Annotated in this window: 18 protein-coding genes; 8 read left to right on the plus strand and 10 right to left on the minus strand. The window is 56.6% G+C overall.

Features of this window, described 5'->3' with window-relative positions; genetic code table 11:
- Window positions 1-12: 12 nt before the first annotated feature.
- The 7 genes from pstA to ACR0KC_RS02620 form a co-directional block, all read right to left on the minus strand.
- Entirely contained in the window at window positions 13-1,329 is a 1,317-nt protein-coding gene (gene pstA / locus ACR0KC_RS02590) for a phosphate ABC transporter permease PstA (protein WP_170393063.1), read from the minus strand.
- A complete protein-coding gene (pstC, locus tag ACR0KC_RS02595) occupies window positions 1,326-2,798 on the minus strand; it encodes a phosphate ABC transporter permease subunit PstC (RefSeq protein ID WP_170732224.1) in 1,473 nt (490 codons plus the stop codon). Before pstC ends, pstA begins: the two co-directional genes overlap by 4 nt.
- A gap of 88 nt (window positions 2,799-2,886) precedes the next feature.
- Window positions 2,887-3,927, minus strand: coding sequence for a substrate-binding domain-containing protein (locus ACR0KC_RS02600; protein WP_170393061.1), 1,041 nt, complete (start codon window positions 3,925-3,927; stop codon window positions 2,887-2,889).
- A gap of 181 nt (window positions 3,928-4,108) precedes the next feature.
- Complete coding sequence (locus tag ACR0KC_RS02605) at window positions 4,109-5,140, minus strand: ATP-binding protein (RefSeq protein WP_170625901.1); 1,032 nt, start codon at window positions 5,138-5,140, stop codon at window positions 4,109-4,111.
- 6 nt (window positions 5,141-5,146) lie between these two features.
- Window positions 5,147-5,668 carry a gamma carbonic anhydrase family protein gene (locus ACR0KC_RS02610; protein WP_480704845.1) on the minus strand — a complete coding sequence of 174 codons (522 nt, stop codon included), beginning with the start codon at window positions 5,666-5,668 and terminating at the stop codon, window positions 5,147-5,149.
- Complete coding sequence (gene gmk / locus ACR0KC_RS02615) at window positions 5,665-6,306, minus strand: guanylate kinase (protein ID WP_170421654.1); 642 nt, start codon at window positions 6,304-6,306, stop codon at window positions 5,665-5,667. Before gmk ends, ACR0KC_RS02610 begins: the two co-directional genes overlap by 4 nt.
- Before the next feature lie 15 nt (window positions 6,307-6,321).
- On the minus strand, window positions 6,322-7,212 hold the full coding sequence (locus tag ACR0KC_RS02620) for a YicC/YloC family endoribonuclease (protein WP_480771444.1): 891 nt from the start codon (window positions 7,210-7,212) through the stop codon (window positions 6,322-6,324).
- A gap of 232 nt (window positions 7,213-7,444) precedes the next feature.
- On the opposite strand from ACR0KC_RS02620, the gene ACR0KC_RS02625 reads away from it, so the two are divergent.
- Window positions 7,445-8,116, plus strand: coding sequence for a PAS domain-containing protein (locus ACR0KC_RS02625; protein ID WP_480704848.1), 672 nt, complete (start codon window positions 7,445-7,447; stop codon window positions 8,114-8,116).
- A 55-nt stretch (window positions 8,117-8,171) separates the two neighbouring features.
- On the opposite strand, the gene ACR0KC_RS02630 is transcribed toward ACR0KC_RS02625, so the two are convergent.
- The gene (locus tag ACR0KC_RS02630; protein ID WP_223118039.1) at window positions 8,172-9,542 is read right to left on the minus strand and encodes a class II 3-deoxy-7-phosphoheptulonate synthase; all 1,371 of its coding nucleotides are present in this window, start codon (window positions 9,540-9,542) and stop codon (window positions 8,172-8,174) included.
- A 169-nt stretch (window positions 9,543-9,711) separates the two neighbouring features.
- Between ACR0KC_RS02630 and ACR0KC_RS02635 the strand changes: the two genes are divergently transcribed.
- On the plus strand, window positions 9,712-10,716 hold the full coding sequence (locus ACR0KC_RS02635; protein ID WP_170393055.1) for a GlxA family transcriptional regulator: 1,005 nt from the start codon (window positions 9,712-9,714) through the stop codon (window positions 10,714-10,716).
- Between the two features lie 20 nt (window positions 10,717-10,736).
- Here the strand turns inward: ACR0KC_RS02635 and ACR0KC_RS02640 are convergent, their stop codons facing one another.
- Both ACR0KC_RS02640 and ACR0KC_RS02645 read right to left on the minus strand, forming a co-directional pair.
- A complete protein-coding gene (locus ACR0KC_RS02640; RefSeq protein WP_480704850.1) occupies window positions 10,737-11,264 on the minus strand; it encodes a GNAT family N-acetyltransferase in 528 nt (175 codons plus the stop codon).
- 88 nt (window positions 11,265-11,352) lie between these two features.
- Window positions 11,353-12,447: a PQQ-dependent sugar dehydrogenase gene (locus tag ACR0KC_RS02645; RefSeq protein ID WP_480771445.1), complete on the minus strand. Its 1,095-nt coding sequence runs from the start codon at window positions 12,445-12,447 to the stop codon at window positions 11,353-11,355.
- A gap of 170 nt (window positions 12,448-12,617) precedes the next feature.
- Between ACR0KC_RS02645 and ACR0KC_RS02650 the strand changes: the two genes are divergently transcribed.
- The 6 genes from ACR0KC_RS02650 to ACR0KC_RS02675 all read left to right on the plus strand — a co-directional run bounded on the left by ACR0KC_RS02650 (window position 12,618) and on the right by ACR0KC_RS02675 (window position 18,386).
- Complete coding sequence (locus tag ACR0KC_RS02650) at window positions 12,618-13,799, plus strand: ABC transporter substrate-binding protein (protein ID WP_170393052.1); 1,182 nt, start codon at window positions 12,618-12,620, stop codon at window positions 13,797-13,799.
- Window positions 13,800-13,924: 125 nt separating this feature from the next.
- Window positions 13,925-14,713, plus strand: a complete 789-nt coding sequence (locus ACR0KC_RS02655; protein ID WP_170562704.1) for an ABC transporter ATP-binding protein — start codon at window positions 13,925-13,927, stop codon at window positions 14,711-14,713.
- Window positions 14,710-15,540 carry an ABC transporter ATP-binding protein gene (locus ACR0KC_RS02660; RefSeq protein WP_480771446.1) on the plus strand — a complete coding sequence of 277 codons (831 nt, stop codon included), beginning with the start codon at window positions 14,710-14,712 and terminating at the stop codon, window positions 15,538-15,540. Before ACR0KC_RS02655 ends, ACR0KC_RS02660 begins: the two co-directional genes overlap by 4 nt.
- A gap of 85 nt (window positions 15,541-15,625) precedes the next feature.
- Window positions 15,626-16,636, plus strand: a complete 1,011-nt coding sequence (locus tag ACR0KC_RS02665) for a branched-chain amino acid ABC transporter permease (RefSeq protein ID WP_480771447.1) — start codon at window positions 15,626-15,628, stop codon at window positions 16,634-16,636.
- Window positions 16,633-17,946 (plus strand): branched-chain amino acid ABC transporter permease, encoded by a 1,314-nt coding sequence (locus tag ACR0KC_RS02670; RefSeq protein ID WP_170421678.1) that lies wholly within the window; start codon window positions 16,633-16,635, stop codon window positions 17,944-17,946. Before ACR0KC_RS02665 ends, ACR0KC_RS02670 begins: the two co-directional genes overlap by 4 nt.
- 227 nt (window positions 17,947-18,173) lie before the next feature.
- Window positions 18,174-18,386, plus strand: coding sequence for a hypothetical protein (locus ACR0KC_RS02675; protein ID WP_480438555.1), 213 nt, complete (start codon window positions 18,174-18,176; stop codon window positions 18,384-18,386).
- Window positions 18,387-18,401: the final 15 nt, after the last annotated feature.

Raw genomic sequence — 18,401 nt, forward strand, 5'->3', positions numbered from 1 at the left:
TTTAAACCCCTCCTACCAGCGGCGTTCAAAGCGGCGGCGCAGGATGATAGCGATGATATTCATGGTCAGCAGGAACATCAAAAGGATGATGATGCCGCCCCAGGCTTTCTCGTAAAAACCCACATCGGCACGCGCGGCCCAGGTGTAGATCTGTGCCGGCATGGCCGAGTTCGGCTCGGTGAAGCCCGCCAAAAAGCCATCGGGATAGCCTCGGGCGACAAAGCCCACCATGCCGATCAACAGCAACGGAGCAGTTTCACCCAGCGCCTGCGCCAAACCAATGATGGTACCAGTCAGGATACCGGGCGCGGCCAACGGCAGCACGTGGTGGAAGACGGCCTGCATCTTCGAGGCCCCTACCCCCAACGCCGCGTCGCGGATAGACGGGGGAACCGCCTTTAGCGAGGCTCGGGTCGAGATGATGATCGTTGGCAGGGTCATCAGCGTCAGCACCAGACCACCCACCAGCGGTGCCGACTGCGGCAGGTGCATGAATTGAATGAACACTGCCAGCCCCAGGATACCGAAGACGATGGACGGAACGGCGGCCAGGTTCGAGATATTCACCTCGATCAGGTCGGTAAATTTGTTCTGCGGCGCAAACTCTTCCAGATAGATCGAGGCGGCGACCCCAATGGGCAGCGACAGGCACAGCACCACCAACATCATGAAGAACGAACCGACGACCGAGGCACCAATACCCGCGCCACCGGGGTTATCCACGCCCGAGTCCGCACCAGTGATGAACGGCCAGTTGAAAGCCTGTTTAATGATCCCCGCTTCTTTCAGCGCGTCCACCAGATCAAGATCGCTGAGTTGCAGGAAGCGGCTGTCCTGCAGTGTGTCACGAGACACCCGACCCTTGAAGTAGCCATCCACACGGCTTGAAGCCGCCAGATCGAACATGATCGGCTCACCCAGCTTGCTAGGATTATCGGCATAGAAGGTCCGGATCGTACCGCCGATTTTGCCCAACAGACGCTCGATGGCATCCTGATCGAAATCCACGGTGATGCCACTTTCGGCCAGTTGTTCATTCAGTTCCGCAATGAACAGATTGGAGTAGGCCTTTGTCTTGAACATCGTGCCTTCGGCTTCATCGCGCTGCGCTTCGCTCAGCGTGAATTCTAAACTGATAACTGTGCGCTGGAAGGCCGGGATGCCTTGCGACAGGATTGAGGCAAACAGCACAATCAGAAAGAACAGTCCGGTCGCGATAGCGACGATCCCGTAGGCGCGAAAACGCTTTTCGGCAGCCGCGCGTTTTTTGGTCCGGGCATCGGATGCAGTCAGCGAGGTCGAGGTGTTTTGCATGCTGGCGTCGGTCATTCGTACTGCTCCCGATACTTGCGCACGATATACAGGGCGAAAACGTTCAGCCCCAGCGTGAGAATGAACAGTGTCATGCCAAGCGCGAAGGCGACGAGGGCCTCGGGCGAGGCGAAATCGGCGTCGCCTGTCAGCTGGCTGACGATCTTGGCGGTTACGGTGGTCATGGCCTCGAACGGGTTCAGGTCCAGACGCGCAGCGGCCCCTGCCCCCAGAACCACGATCATGGTCTCACCAATTGCACGCGAAGCTGCCAGCAAGATCGCACCGACGATCCCGGGCAAGGCTGCGGGCAAAACGACCTGCCGGATGGTCTCGGATTGTGTGGCCCCCAGCCCGTAAGAGCCATCACGCATGGCCTGAGGCACCGCGTTGATGATGTCGTCGGAAAGCGACGAAACGAACGGGATCAGCATGATGCCCATGACAAGACCGGCGGTCATCACCGCCGTACCGGCTTTCATCCAGCCCAAACCATCATCCCCGAACACGCTCAGCAACAGCGGGCCAACCGTCAGCAGAGCGAAAAGGCCGTAAACGATGGTCGGGATACCGGCCAGCACTTCTAGCATTGGTTTGGCGATCGAGCGCACGCGTGAAGAAGCGTACTCACTGAGATAAATCGCAGCGAAAAGACCGATTGGCACGGCCACCAACAACGCCACCAACGAGATATAGAACGTGCCCCACAGCAAAGGGATGATACCCAGATCTGATGCCCCACCACGGCCCGAGAAACTGGGCGCCCAGGTAGTACCGAAAAAGAATTCTGATGCCGGGTAAAGCTTGAAGAACTCCCACGTATTGAAAACCAGCGAAAGGACGATGCCGACCGTTGTCAGGATCGCAATCGACGCAGCCGCCAGCAGCATCACACGAATTCCCTGCTCAACCACATTGCGGGCACGATATTCAGAATGCGTCTGTAACCAACTGAACGCAGCACCGGCCAAGGCGACGAGTATCACAGCGACGGACATGATCGCGTAACCGGTTGAATTTATCGCCCGATAGGCTTGAGCTGCATGCAAAACCGTCTGCGTGATGTCCGAGGTTACGACTTGACCCGCGTCCTTCAACTTTTGGGTCATCTCGGAAATATCTGCCCGCGCATCCTGTGCGAGCGTTTCGGTGAGATGTCCCTGCGCAACGGCACTGTCCAGACCATTTGCGGTCCGACGCACCTCGGCCATAACAAGACTGCGCGACGATCCTTCCTTGATCGCCGTTTCGGGAACCATCTCCGAGATCTGAGAGTTAACGTAGAGCGGCTGAACCAGCAGCCAGACGATCAACAAACCCAAGGCGGGAACTATGACTTTCAGTGCGACGTTCGCGCCATAAAACGAGGGCAGAGAATGCAGATTGCGGCTGTCCCCTCCGGCACTTTGCAAGGCGCGCATTCGCCCCAAAACATATCCGACTGCCGCGATCGCAAGCACGATCAGAATGAGCCAAAGAATTGGCATGACGCCCCCATAGGTCTTGATCGGGATTAGGGAAAAATTGGGGGCGACAGAAAACGCCGCCCCCAGTCAATTCAATCGGGGTGAGGGATTAGCTGCCCGAACCCAAGGTTACTTCGTTGGCAATCGCGTCCTGCGTTTTTGCCAGTTCAGGATCGGCAACCAGACCGTAGTTGGCCAGCGGGCCCGAGGGACCAGCAATTTCTTCATGAGTGAAGAACTGGGCGTATTCTTTCAGACCGGGGATCACGCCGATATGCGCTTTCTTGACGTAGAAAAACAGCGGGCGTGAGACGGGGTATTCACCCGACGCGATGCTCTCGGTCGACGGTGCGATACCACCCATCGTAGCCACTTTCAGCTTGTCGGTGTTGTTCTCGTAGAACGCCAGACCAAACACGCCGATACCATTGGTGTTGGTATCGATGCGGGCCAGAGTTTCGGTGTAGTCACCGTCGATATCGACCGATTTGCCGTCGGTGCGCACGTCCAGGCATGCATCTTCGGCGTCATCTTCGCTTAGGCCGCCCGCGACCATGGCTTCCATCGCGCCCGTCGCTTCACAACCTGCCAGCAGAACTTTGTCTTCGAACACTTCGCGGGTGCCGTGCTTGGTGCCCGGGATGAACATTGCGATTTCCACATCCGGCAGGTCAGCGTTGAACTCGGCCCAGCTGTTGAAGCTGTTGTCGACCAGCGCGCCATCTTTCATCACTTTCGATCCGATGGCATTGTAAATATCCGCAGGCTCAAACGCCGTGAAGGCAGGACCCGACTGCTGGCTTGCAAATACGATGCCGTCATAACCGATGCGGACTTCCATGATGTCGGTCACACCGTTTTCGGCGCATGCTTTAATCTCTTTTTCACGGATGGCACGCGATGCGTTTGCAACGTCGATCGTGTTTTCACCGACGCCTTCGCAGAAGCGTTTCAGACCGGCGGACGAGCCGCCTGATTCAACAACCGGTGTGGGGAAGTCGGTATTTTCACCGAACAGTTCTGCAACGATTGACGCATAAGGCAGAACGGTGGAAGAGCCAGCAACTTGAACGTTGTCACGCGCAGCAGCAGTGGTTGCCGAGACGGCAGCGATAGCCAGCGCAGAAGCCGACAGTTTTACAAAGGACATTTCAGTCTCCTTGAAAAGGATGGGTACTGATCATCCCCATGATGATCTGAGCGCAGCACTATGACGCCTGCGTAAGCCTTTTGTGACAGGTATGTAACGGTTTCATGACAACTCATGAATTTCTCAGAAATTCTTAACTTGACGATGCGTCACCCCAGTAAAGCCTGCGTTTGGCACGACCTTAGCGTGGTAGAATGACCGTAAACGTCGCTCCCTGCCCCGGTTCACTTTCCACACGCAACCTGCCCCGATGGCGATTGACGATATGCTTCACGATCGCAAGCCCCAGTCCGGTTCCGCCCAACTCGCGCGAGCGGTGACTGTCTGCGCGATAGAACCGTTCGGTCAACCTGGGCAGGTGTTTGGCATCAATACCGGGCCCTTGATCAATGATCTTGATCCGTACCGCAGGACCGCGCATCGCCGTATCCCGCTCAGACAGGGTTACGACCACACCGACCTTGCCACCGCTGCCCCCGTATTTGATCGCGTTTTCAACGAGATTGGTTATCACCTGGCGAAGCTGATCGCTGTCTCCGACCATCTCGATCGACTCGTTTGGGGCATCCAACGAAACAACAACACTGGCATCATCCGTCAGCGGTCGCAGAGTGTTTAAGGTCGATTGAATCAAGCCTGTCAGTTCCAATGGCTCTTTGGGTCTGACCCGCTCTTCACTTTCCACCCGATTGAGCGACAGCAAATCCCCCACAAGCCGGTTCATCCGATTGGCCTCATCCGCCATGATCTGAAGAAAGCGGTCGCGGGCGGCCGTGTCGTCGCGAGCGGGGCCTTGCAATGTTTCGATAAACCCCATCAAGGCCGTTAGCGGCGTGCGCAATTCATGGCTGACATTGGCCACGAAATCGCGCCGCATCTGACCGGCCTGTTCCAGATGCGTGATATCCTGAAATACCGCCAATACCGCTTCGGTCCCGCCGACGAATCTGCACTGCACCTCAAACGTCGTATCCTGAGCACCATCATTGGACAGATGCCGCGCTTTGCCGGGCTGCTTCGAGCGCAGGCATTGTTCGACGGCATCGATGACCTGAGGCTGGCGCAGGATTGTGGCAAAATGCCTGCCTTCGATTGCGTGTCCCAAAAGCGTCCGCGCCTCGCTATTTGCGGCGACAATACGCTCGGTCTGACCAACCAGCACGGCGGGCATCGGAATGGCTGAAACCAATTCGGCAAGCAGGGTATCCGTCATGCGCGTTTAGACCGGACGCAATGTTTGGCGAAACTTGCGCATGTTGTCCTGATAGTGCAGCGCACTCAGCGTTAGTTTCTGGGCCGCCGCCTCATCAAGCTGCCGCACAACTTTGCCCGGCGAGCCCATGACCAACGAATTATCGGGAACCTCTTTGCCTTCGGTGATCAGCGCCCCCGCCCCGATCAGACAGTTCTTTCCGATATTCGCCCCGTTTAGAACGATAGCCCCCATACCGATCAGCGTATTGTCTCCGATCGTGCAACCATGCAGCATGACCTTGTGACCAATTGTGCAGTTCTTCCCAATGGTCAGCGGATAGCCCGCATCGATGTGCATCACGCAGTCTTCCTGCACATTGCTGCCTGCGCCCACACGGACTTCTTCGTGATCGGCCCGGATGGTGCACCCGAACCAGACCGAAGCGCCTTGTTCCAGGACTACTTTGCCGATCAGGTTGGCGTCGGGGGCTACCCAGGTGTCTTCGTGAATTTGCGGCGAGTGATCACCCAAAGCATAGATGGTCATGACAAGCCCTCGAACTCGGTCTGCAACGAGCGGATGTGGTTCTGCAGGCTGGGCTGTTGGATGCGACGCATGCGTTCTGCGCTGACGATGGTCTTCAGCTTTTCCTCGGTGGTATCCAAATCATCGTTGATCAGAACATAGTCGTAGTAGCCCCAATGGCTGATCTCATCCCAGCTTTTCAACATGCGCTTGGCGATCACATCCTCACTGTCCTGCCCACGCCCTTCCAGCCTGCGGCGTAGTTCACGGATCGAGGGCGGGAGGATGAAAATCGACAACGCATGCTTGCCCAGATCCGAATTGCGGATCTGCACTTCTCCCTGCCAATCGACATCAAAAAGCACATCACGCCCCTGTGTGATGGACTCGCGGACCGGTCCAGCAGGAGAGCCGTAGAAGTTGCCGAACACATGCGCGTGTTCCAGCATCTGCCCATCCGCCACCTGCTGTTTGAACTCGTCCTCGGATAGGAAGTAGTACTCCCGGCCATGCTCCTCACCCGGGCGCGGAGCGCGGGTGGTGGCCGAGATCGAGAATTCCAAACCGACATCCCACCGCATCAAACGGCGGGCCAGAGTGGATTTACCTGCACCCGAAGGCGAGGACAGTATGATTAATAGACCGCGGCGATCCGCCATGTGATGTTCCCGTCCTTATTCCACGTTCTGCACTTGCTCGCGCATCTGATCGATGACCGCCTTTAGCTCCAAACCAACCGCCGTCAGTTCAGCATTCTGCGATTTCGAGCAGAGCGTGTTGGCCTCACGGTTGAACTCCTGCATCAGGAAATCCAGCTTACGCCCGACCGGGCCGACTTGCGTCAATAGGGCACGCGCAGCAGTGACATGGGCCTTCAAACGATCGATTTCTTCGGTGATATCGGCCTTGACCGCGATCAGGGCCAGTTCTTGTGCAACGCGATCAGGGTCCGCACCTTGCGTATTGTCGAGAACGCGTGTCAGATTTTCGCGCATGTTTTGCGCCATTTCCTCGCGGCGACGCTCGGCCAGATCAGCGGCCTGATCCGTCAGCTTTGCGACTTGGTCGAGTCGTCCCGTAAGAATGCCTGACAGTGCTTCACCTTCGGAACCGCGCATCTCAATGAATGAAGCAAGCAAGCCACCGAACTCAGATTTCAGGTGCTCGACAAGTTGGGCTGGATCATCCGCGTCAGCTCCGGCTTCCAACATCCCTTTCAACGCAAGAAGATCACTGGCTTTGGAGGGAGCCAACAATACGCCCCGCGCGCCTGCAAGCGCTTCGGTCTGGGCCAGTGCATCCAGCGCAGCTTCCATCGCTGGGGTATTCAACCGGACATCCGCGGCGGTTTCTTCCCGTCCCATCCGAAGGGACAGCGTGATGTTCCCTCGGTTGACCTGCTTCGACAGATCGCCTCTCAGCGCGGCCTCTAACCCTGTCAACCAATCGGGAAGCCGCAGACGTAAATCCAGCCCCTTGCCATTGACGCTGCGCAATTCCCAAGTCCAGCTATGGGGACCAAACGCCCCCTTGCCCGAGGCGAAACCGGTCATGGATTTGATCATGCCTGCCCTTTCCGTCAAATTCACTGGTCGCACCTAATGCCATTGACCAGCAAGGGGCAAGACCTTGCTCATTCCCCAATCAATGCCAAGAGGTTAACCATTCGTTAAAGAATTGCTCCAAAATTGTATTAACCCGTGTCAATCTGACAGTCAGAAAAGCTGGCGGATCGCAGCTTTGCCCATTAGATGGCATTTTAGGAAAATCGCGAGTGATTGACGGTAGGGTGATGAAATGAAAACCTTTTTCGGGACTGGTTCCGGCTCAGAACTTGGAAAGATCATCGCAATGGACCGATTTGACAGCGGGCGAAGCCTTTCTCCCATCCGTCAGGCCGAAGCCTATTGGACCGCCTTGCTGACAGGTGAAGGCGTTCCGATGCGCTCGCAGATCGATCCGCGCGGCCTGGAGAATATTCTCGAATACACATTCATACTGGAACGCATCGCGCCGGGTTTGGCCCGGTTTCGGCTGGCGGGAAGTCACCTGAACAATCTGGCGGGCATGGAAGTTCGCGGTATGCCTCTAACGGCTTTTTTCGAACCGAGCGCCCGCGATGATGTCAAATCCATTCTGGACCAAGTCCTCACCGGCCCCGCGGTTGCCGAACTGGGCTTGCTTTCGAAAGGCAAGCTCGGACGAACCAGCCTTCAGGCCCGCATGATCCTGCTGCCGCTTAAAAGCGATCTGGGCGACGTCAGCCGCATTCTTGGGGTCATGGTCAGCGATGGAACCATCGGGGCAACACCGCGTCGCTTCATTGTCTCGGATCGCCGCGTCAACCCGATCTCTGAACTGCAACAGCCTCCGAGGCCTGTCCAACAGCAAACAGAGGGGTTCGCTGAAGACCAGACCACGTTCAAAGGGGCACCGCACCTAAGGTTGGTATCATCACGTGACGACTAAATGAAAACGGCGGGCATGAGGCCCGCCGTCTTACTAATTCAGGATGTATTCGAAGTCAGCTTGCAGCGCGCTTGCTGCGGTCACGACGTAGGTTGGTCAGTTCTTCCGCGACAAGGAATGCAAGTTCCAGCGACTGCGAGGCGTTCAGGCGCGGGTCGCAAGCTGTGTGATAGCGATCCGAAAGATCCTCTTCTGTCACCGCGCGCACACCTCCGGTGCATTCGGTGACATCCAGCCCTGTCATCTCGAAATGAACACCACCGGGGATCGTGCCTTCAGCCTGATGTACGCCAAAGAAATCGCGTACTTCGCGCAGCACGGAATCAAACGGCCGGGTCTTGTAGCCGGTCGCGGATTTGATCGTGTTGCCATGCATCGGATCGCAGACCCAAGTAACCTGTGCGCCCTCTTCCTTCACGGCTTTGACCAGACGCGGCAGATGCTCACCCGCTTTACCTGCACCAAAGCGCGCGATCAGAGTCAGACGCCCCTCTTCGTTTTCTGGATTCAACTTGGACATCAGAACCTTGAGGTCTTCGGCACTGGTTGTCGGGCCACATTTCAGACCAATCGGGTTCAGAACACCCCGGCAGAACTCGACATGCGCACCGTCGGGCTGACGGGTCCGATCGCCGATCCAGATCATGTGACCCGAGCCAGCCAACCAATTGCCAGATGTCGAATCCAGACGCGTCAGCGCCTCTTCGTACTCAAGCAGCAGGCCTTCGTGGCTGGTGTAGAATTCCACCGACGAGAATTCGTGTGTGGTATCTGCGGTGATGCCCGCAGCCCCCATGAAGTCAATCGAATCCTGAATGCGGTCGGCGATCTCAGAGTATTTCTGAACGTCTTGCCCGTCGGCAAAACCCAGCGTCCACGAATGCACGTGGCTCATATCCGCAAAACCACCGGTCGAGAACGCCCGCAGCAGATTCAGTGTTGCCGCCGCCTGTGTATAGGCCTGAAGCATCTTGTCGGGATTCGGAATACGTGCCTCGGGTGTAAAGGCCAGCTCATTGATGATGTCACCGCGGTAGCTGGGCAGTTCCACACCGTCCACAACCTCTGTCGGTGCACTGCGCGGTTTTGCAAACTGGCCCGCCATGCGGCCAACTTTAACCACGGGAACCTTGGCGCCGTAGGTTAGCACCATTGCCATCTGCAGCATCACCTTGAACGTGTCACGGATCGCATCCGCGCTGAACTGCTCAAAGCTTTCAGCGCAATCCCCGCCTTGCAACAGGAACGCTTCGCCACGACCCGCGGCTCCCAGATGCTGCTTCAGCCGTCGCGCTTCACCCGCAAAAACCAGCGGGGGATACTGCGAAAGCTGCGCCTCGACTTTGGCCAGCGCGGCCGCGTCGGTATAGTCTGGCATCTGAACCCGGGGCTTGTTGCGCCAGTTCGTTTTTTGCCATTCAGTCATAGCTTTTATCTCCGCTGAAGTATTTCAGGTGGCCTCTATACAAAATGCATGAATGAGAGGCCATATCCCTTTTGCGCCTCTTGACGCCATAATCAAGCTTTGAGCATGGTGACTGGCATATCCGCCACCGTGGAAATCCCGGTGCGCGCCGAATCAAGGACAGTTCGCCATGCAAGAGCAACGCCAAGTTGTCACTGTGGATCATAGCACAGGCAAGCCGCATAACTTTGTATTTGTGCTTTTGGACAAGTTTTCCCTTTTGTCATTCGCTTCGGCTTTGGACAGTCTGCGGATCGCCAATCGAATGGCCAACCGAGAGCTTTATACCTGGACCTTGACGGGCGAAGGCGGTGAGACAGTGACTTGTTCAGCCGGTACTTCTTTCAATCTTGATTCTGATCTGACCGAATTGCAGCGTGACGACGTCGTCCTGATCTGCGGGGGGGTCGATGTACAAGCGGCAACCACCAAACGCATCCTGAACTGGGTACGCCGCGAAGCGCGTAAAGGGTTGAAAATCGGCGGTCTTTGCACCGCGGCCTATACGCTGGCCAAAGCCGGTTTGCTGGAAGGCAAGCGCGCAACGATCCATTGGGAAAACTCAGACAGTTTTGCCGAAGAATTCGACACAGTAGAACTGACCAAGTCGGTGTTTTTGGTTGATGGCAACCGAATGACAACTGCTGGCGGCACATCCTCGATTGACCTGATGCTCAAGCTGATTGCCGAAGATTACGGAGAAGATCTGGCCAACGCGGTCGCTGATCAGATGATCTATTCTTCGATACGTACGGATCAGGACACGCAACGTTTGTCGACACCTACACGGATCGGCGTACGCCACCCCAAGCTCAGTCAGGTTATCCTGATGATGGAAAAGAACATAGAAGAGCCAATCTCGCCCTCTATTCTAGCCAAGGACGTAGGCATGTCGACGCGCCAGCTAGAACGTCTGTTCCGCCGCTATCTTAGCCGCTCGCCCAAGCGCTACTACATGGAACTGCGCCTGCATAAAGCGCGGAACTTGCTGATGCAGACCGATATGAGCGTCATCAATGTGGCGCTGGCTTGCGGCTTTGCCAGCCCGTCGCATTTCTCCAAATGCTACCGGGCGCATTACAACACCACGCCTTATCGCGAACGCGGTGCACAGAGCGGTCGGTTGTCTGTTTAATCCAAAGCCGCAGGGAAACCTTACAAATCTTTCGCAAAGTAGTGCAGGTGCGGCCGTAACATCGGTTGATCCAGATAGGTCGTGGTTTCGATTGGTGAGTCCAGTTCAACAAAACCAAGTTTGGGGTACAGGTCGCGCATTTCGACATTCGGTGTAAGCGTATCGGCGATGAGGCGTTTCAAACCCATATCACGCGCGGCCTGTTCCCGGGCTTCGATCAAGGCACGCCCGGCACCGGTCCCTCGTGCCTCCTCGGTCACAAAAACCCGTTTAAGTTCACCGGTTTGGTGATCAAATCGTTTCAGCATCCCACATCCAATGATGTTTCCGGCATCGTTTCGCGCCACCACAAGACATCCATTCGGGGGTAGGTAATCCTCTGTATGCGCCCAAAACTCCGCCAATGCGCTTTCGGGGGCCGCTAGATCAATCTCAAAGCCCATATCCTGCATTCGTTGCACGATAAGCGCGTAATATTGTGCCAGGATCGTATTCAGTTCGCGCTTTGGCGGCATTGTTTCACAAAGCTCGATTACAAAATCACTCATTCAAATCTCCTGATCACCCTGAAGCCCGGAACAGATACACCGTGACCGAATGGCATAGAAGCAAACGCCCTAACCCCGTTTAATACCGTCAAAGGGGCGTCATTCGGTAAACCGCGCCTTGCCCGACGGAAATGAACCAGATCGACCCATCTGGTGCTTCGGCGATGTCGCGAACACGTTCGGTCTCGGGGCCTTCGATCTGCTCAACCTCACGCAGTGGATCGCCCGCCAAACGTGCAATGTAGTCGAATTTCAAAGAGCCAACGAATAGATTCCCCTTCCATTCCGGCCAAAGTTTCCCGGAATAGACCATCAAGCCAGAGGGTGCGATGGAAGGATCCCAATAAAGCTCGGGCTGTTCCATTCCTTGCTTCGACGTGCCTTCACCGATCTTCTGACCCGAATAATGAACGCCATACGAAATCACTGGCCAGCCATAATTGGCACCGGGTCTGATCAGATTAACCTCATCCCCGCCTTTTGCCCCGTGTTCCGAAATCCAAAGCCGACCCTGCAGATCCAAATTGGCACCCTGAGGGTTTCTGTGACCAAACGACCAGATCTCGGGGCGGACACCGGGATTGCCCACAAACGGGTTATCACTGGGAACTGAACCATCACGGTTGATCCGAATGACCGTACCCATGTGGTTCGTTCGATCCTGCGCAGCCGGGCGATCACCTCGGTCACCGATAGTGACGAACAACGTGCCATCATTCGCTTCAACGACGCGAGAACCAAAGTGGCGCCCGCCTGAGCCACCGGGAGAGGCCTCGAATATCACGCGCAGATTGGTTAGACGTTCTCCGTTTTCCGATAAACGAGCGACAGCGACAGCGGTGCCTGCACCGCCTCGTTGCGATTTGGAGAAAGTCAGAAAAAGCTCGCGGGTCTGATTAAAGTCACGCGCGATGGTGACATCTAGCAAACCGCCCTGCCCGTTCGCGACCACTTTTGGCAGACCCTTGATGCGCTTCGCCTCACCTCCGGCAACGTACAAAAGCTCGCCATCTCGCTCAGTGACAACAAAGCTGCCATCCGGAAGAATGCCAATCGCCCAAGGTGTATCAAGGCCTCTGACCACCTGAGTAACCTGAACCGGCCCGCCGGTTGTGTTGATGACATCGGACCAGCCTGCAATCGACCAGCACGACAGAATGAGAATCGCAAAAGTCCTGATCATATCGACCCAATCCCTAGTGGTGCACCGCAACAAACTGACCTAGCCTAACAAAACAGATAGGATTGCTGCTTTCAAAAGCACTTTTTTGTTAGGACTTTTCTTTTTCGGACAGCTTGCCTAGGGTCATGCCCAGAACGACGACGTTCAAACGATAAATAGGGAGTAACCTAATGAAAAAGCTGCTTACCGCTACTGCAGCAACCGCTCTGCTGGCGGGTACCGCTATGGCCGAGGACGTGAAGCTGGGCGTGCTGTTCGGCTTTACAGGCCCGATTGAATCGCTGGCCCCGGCCATGGGTTCGGGCGCAGAAATGGCGATGGCCGAGGTCACCGAATCCGGCAAACTGCTGGACGGCGCAAGCGTGACCGGAACCCGCGCCGATACCGGCTGTATCGACAATGGTCTGGCCACATCGAACGGCGAACGTATGATCGCCGATGGCGTCGCCGGTATCATCGGCGGCGACTGCTCGGGCGTCACTGGCGCGATCCTGCAGAACGTCGCGATCCCGAACGGCATGGTCATGATCTCGCCGTCGGCCACGTCTCCGGGTCTGTCGACCATGGAAGACAACGGCCTGTTCTTCCGCACCGCGCCGTCGGATGCGCGTGAAGGTCAAGTAATGGCAGACATCCTGAATGACCGTGGCATCAGCTCGATTGCTCTGACATACACCAACAACGACTACGGCAAGGGTCTGGCGGACGCGATCCAGTCCTCGTTCGAGGCTTCGGGTGGCGAAGTCACCATCGTTGCCGCGCACGAAGACGGCAAGGCCGACTATTCGGCCGAAGTTGGCGCGCTGGCCTCGGCCGGTGGCGATATTCTGGTCGTTGCCGGCTATCTGGATCAGGGTGGTCTGGGCATCATCCAGTCGGCGCTGGACAGCGGCGCGTTTGATACATTCGGTCTGCCCGGCGGCATGATCGGTGACTCGCTGCCGGCAAACGTTGGTCCCGACCTGAACGGCTCGTTCGGTCAGATCGCTGGCTCGGGCGGTGAAGGTGCCGAGAAGTACTTTGCCATGGCTGAAGCTGCGGGCTTTGACGGTTCGTCGCCCTACTCGCCGGAAAGCTATGACGCCGCCGCGCTATTCATGCTGGCGATGCAGGCCGCAGGTTCGACCAACCCCGCTGAATACGGCGCGAAAATCATGGATGTCGCCAACGCTCCGGGTGAGCAAATCTTCCCCGGAGAACTGGCTAAAGGTCTGGAGCTGTTGGCTGCCGGTCAGGACATCGATTATGTCGGCGCATCGGGCGTTGAGCTGATCGGCCCTGGTGAAAGCGCAGGTTCCTATCGCGAGATCGAGGTGACCGACGGCGAAAACAAGACCGTCAACTTCCGTTGATCCAAGGTTAAAAGTCATAAAAACAAGCAGCCCGGCCCTTGTGTCCGGGCTGTTTCAATGAAAAAAGGCCGCACTCCGGTTAACGGGGATGGTAAAAACGCCGAAAACGGCGGCTAGGGGAAAAGATGATCGTCGTCGATGACGTGCACAAGCATTTCGGCGGGTTTCATGCGGTGGACGGGGCATCGCTGGAAATCCAAAAGGGCTCGATCACCGGTCTGATCGGACCGAACGGGGCCGGAAAAACCACGCTATTCAACGTGATCGCGGGCGTACTTCCACCGACCAGCGGTAAGGTACACATGGACGGTGAGGATATCACTGGCCTGCCCCCGCATGAGCTGTTTCATAAGGGCCTGCTGCGCACCTTCCAGATCGCGCATGAGTTTTCGTCGATGAGCTGCCGTGAAAACCTGATGATGGTGCCCGGCGCACAATCCGGGGAATCGCTGTGGAACACGTGGTTCGGGCGTAAGCGTATCGCGGATGAGGAACGCGCACTTAGGGCGAAAGCCGATGAGGTGCTGGAGTTCCTGACAATCGAACATCTCGCCGATCACAAGGCCGGTCAGGTCTCGGGCGGTCAGAAGAAGCTGCTGGAACTTGGCCGTACCATGATGGTCGACGCCAAGATCGTGTTTTTGGACGAGGTCGGCGCTGGTGTGAACCGCACCCTTCTGATGACCATCGCCGACACGATCCTGCGCCTGAACAAGGAACGCGGCTATACCTTCGTCGTTATCGAGCACGACATGGATTTCATCGGCAAGATTTGCGACCCGGTCATCTGTATGGCCGAGGGAAAGGTGCTGGCCGAAGGCACTCTGGACGAGATCAAGGCCAATGAACACGTGATCGAAGCTTACCTAGGCACCGGCCTGAAGAACAAAGACAAGCTGGAGGCGGGCGTATGAGCGACAACCCCTACCAGGACGACAAGGGCAACAAGGACGCTTCGATCACCAATACGCATGGTGTCGGCACCATGACTCCAGCACATCGCAAAAGCGGTGAAACGCATCGGGTCGAGGGCGGTCCTTTCCTGATTGGCGACACTATGACTGGTGGCTATGGCAAAGGGCCAGACATCCTGCATGACTGCACCATCGCCGTTGATAAGGGCGAGATCGCGGTGATCGTCGGCCCCAACGGCGCGGGCAAATCCACCGCAATGAAAGCTGTGTTTGGCATGCTGGACGTACGCCAAGGGTCTGTGCGGCTGGATGGCGAAGATATCACCAATCTCAACCCGCAAGACCGCGTGGTACGCGGCATGGGCTTTGTCCCGCAGACCTCGAACATTTTTACGTCGATGACAGTGGAAGAGAACCTTGAGATGGGTGCCTTCATCCGGCGCGACGACATCAGCCAGACGATGGAACAGGTCTATGACCTCTTCCCCATCCTGCGCGACAAGCGCAACCAGGCCGCCGGAGAGCTGTCAGGTGGTCAACGTCAACAGATCGCTGTGGGCCGTGCGCTGATGACTCAGCCCAAGGTGTTGATGCTGGACGAACCCACCGCCGGTGTCTCACCAATCGTGATGGATGAGCTGTTCGACCGGATCATCGAGGTTTCGCGCACCGGCCTGCCGATCCTTATGGTCGAACAGAATGCCCGTCAGGCGCTGGAGATTGCGGACAAGGGATATGTACTGGTCCAGGGTCGCAATGCCTATACCGGGACAGGCAAGGAGCTGTTGGCCGATCCAGAAGTTCGCAAGAGTTTCTTGGGGGGATGACGCCAGTGACAGCTACTCTCGTGTTTGATCACTCTGAAATCAGGTCGAAAAGACGTACGAACTTGGAAAATGAGGTAACGAACTAATGGACTTCCTCAACGCCCTTGTGGCGCTCTCCAACTTCGTTCTTGTTCCCGCAATCGCCTATGGCAGCCAGTTGGCGCTGGGCGCTTTGGGGGTGACGCTGATCTACGGCATCCTGCGGTTTTCGAACTTTGCCCATGGCGATACGATGGCCTTTGGCGCGATGATCGCCGTGCTGGTTACATGGGGTCTGCAGGCCGCTGGGGTCAGCTTCGGGCCGTTACCGACCGCTCTGCTGGCCCTGCCCTTTGCCATTCTGGGCTGTATCGTTCTGGTGCTGATCACCGACCGGTTGGTCTATCGGTTCTATCGGGAACAGAAGGCCAAACCGGTCATTCTGGTGATCGTCTCGATGGGCGTGATGTTCATCATGAACGGGCTGGTTCGTTTCATCATCGGTCCGGATGACCAAAGGTTCTCGGACGGAGCGCGTTTCATCGTCTCGGCGCGAGATTTCAAGGCGATGACTGGGCTGCGTGAAGGGCTGGCTATCAAGACCTCCCAGGGCATCACGGTGATCGTGGCGGTTGTCGCCGTGGCGCTGTTGTTCTGGTTCCTGAACAAAACGCGCACCGGCAAATCAATGCGGGCCTATTCTGACAATGAGGATCTTGCGTTGCTGTCCGGTATCAACCCCGAGCGCGTGGTGATGATCACATGGATCATCGTTGCCGCGCTGGCGACCACTGCGGGCGTGCTTTACGGCCTCGACAAAAGCTTCAAGCCATTTGTCTATTTCCAGCTTTTGCTGCCGATTTTCGCCGCGGCTATCGTGGGTGGCCTCGGAAACCCTCTGGGAGCTATCGCGGGCGGTTTCATCATCGCGTTTTCTGAGGTGACGATCACCTACGCGTGGAAGAAAGTGCTGACTTATCTGGCACCTGAAAATCTGGAGCCGTCAGGTTTGGTGCAGTTCCTGTCCACCGATTACAAATTCGCTGTCAGCTTTGCCATTTTGCTGATCGTACTTCTGTTTAAGCCAACCGGCTTGTTCAAAGGAAAAGTGATATGAGCGAGCCCGTCAAAAACACGCTGCTTTTTGTGGTCGTCGGCGCACTCATCCTGTTGACCGGATTCACCCAAAGCTGGAACGCCGCAATCCTGATCCTGAACATGGGCTTGATCTCGGCCATCATGTCGATTGGCGTGAATCTGCAATGGGGCTTTGCTGGCCTCTTCAACGTTGGTGTCATGGGCTTTGTCGCGCTGGGCGGGCTGGCGGTTGTGCTGGTCTCGACACCCCCAACCCCCGGCGCCTGGTCTGGTGGCGGGTATGGCGTCATCCTGTCGCTTTTGATGGGTGCGGCAACCGTGGTTGCAGCTGTGATGGTGGCCCAAAAAATGCCCAAGGGACGCACACAAACCTTTGCAATCATCGGTATTCTGGTCGTAGGTTTTTTTGTTTACCGCGCAATTTTTGATCCCAACGTAGCTGCGATCGAAGCGATTGATCCTGCTGTCGCTGGTAATATCGGCGGTTTGAACCTTCCTGTCCTATTCGCTTGGCCTGCCGGGGGACTTTTGGCGGCGGGCGCAGCATGGCTGATCGGAAAAACAGCGCTGGGCCTGCGCTCGGACTATTTGGCAATCGCCACACTTGGTATCGCCGAGATCATCATCGCCGTCATGAAAAACGAGGACTGGCTGGCACGTGGGGTCAAGAACGTCTACGGCATTCCACGCCCCTCACCGGTGGTTGGCTACGAAGTTGAATTGCAGCAAGACCCAACTTTCCTTGCAAGGGCCGAGTGGTTCGGGCTGGATCCGGTTACTGCCTCGACGCTTTCCGTCAAGCTAGGCTACTCTTTGCTGTTCCTGATCGTGCTCCTGGTGCTGCTGTGGATGGCTCAGATGGCGTTGAAAAGCCCTTGGGGCCGCATGATGCGCGCCATCCGCGACAACGAGGTTGCCGCCGAGGCGATGGGCAAGGATGTCACCCGCCGCCATCTACAGATCTTCGTGCTGGGCTCGGCCATCTGCGGCATCGCCGGTGCGATGATGACCACTTTGGACGGGCAGCTGACGCCGGGCACTTACAACCCGCTCCGCTTTACCTTCCTTGTCTGGGTCATGGTGATCGTCGGCGGGTCGGGCAACAATTTCGGAGCCGTACTGGGAGCGTTCCTGATCTGGTTCCTGTGGGTTCAGGTTGAACCCATGGGCCTGTGGCTGATGAACCTGATAACCTCAGGCATGCCTGACGGCAGCGCACTTAAGACGCATCTGATCGATAGCGCCGCACATATGCGCCTGTTCACCATGGGACTGATTCTTTTGATTGTTCTCAGATTCAGTCCAAGAGGGTTGATCCCCGAGAAATAAGCAAAATTTCTTGCGAAATTCCCCTAACGCACCGTTAATCGGTGCGTTTTATTGTGCGGCGAGTCAGAACGCTCTAAATCGGTGTATCGTGATCCACCACATCGCGCTGTGCCCCATACCATGTTTGTTTGGTGCGGAGTTGTAACGATCTGACAGTTAACCAAGATGAGAGCACCGTAGTCGCAATGATTAAACCACTCAGAGTTTTCGCAATCGGGATCCCGCTGATGGCAACGCTATCAGCGTGTATTCCCTCACCCGAACAATTGGAGACCACCCCGGTCAAGGTCCAGACGCCCAAAGGTGTTGTGACCTGTCAGCTTTACCGCCAGGACCGCGTCACCTGGGACCGCGCAATCGATTTTCCGGCCACCAAAATGTCGGTGCCCGAGGCGGATAATTATTGCAGACAGGAAGGCCTGCGCCGGCTTAATCGATAACAATATGGGCGCGCG

It is taken from the genome of Ruegeria sp. CF3, assembly GCF_056537365.1.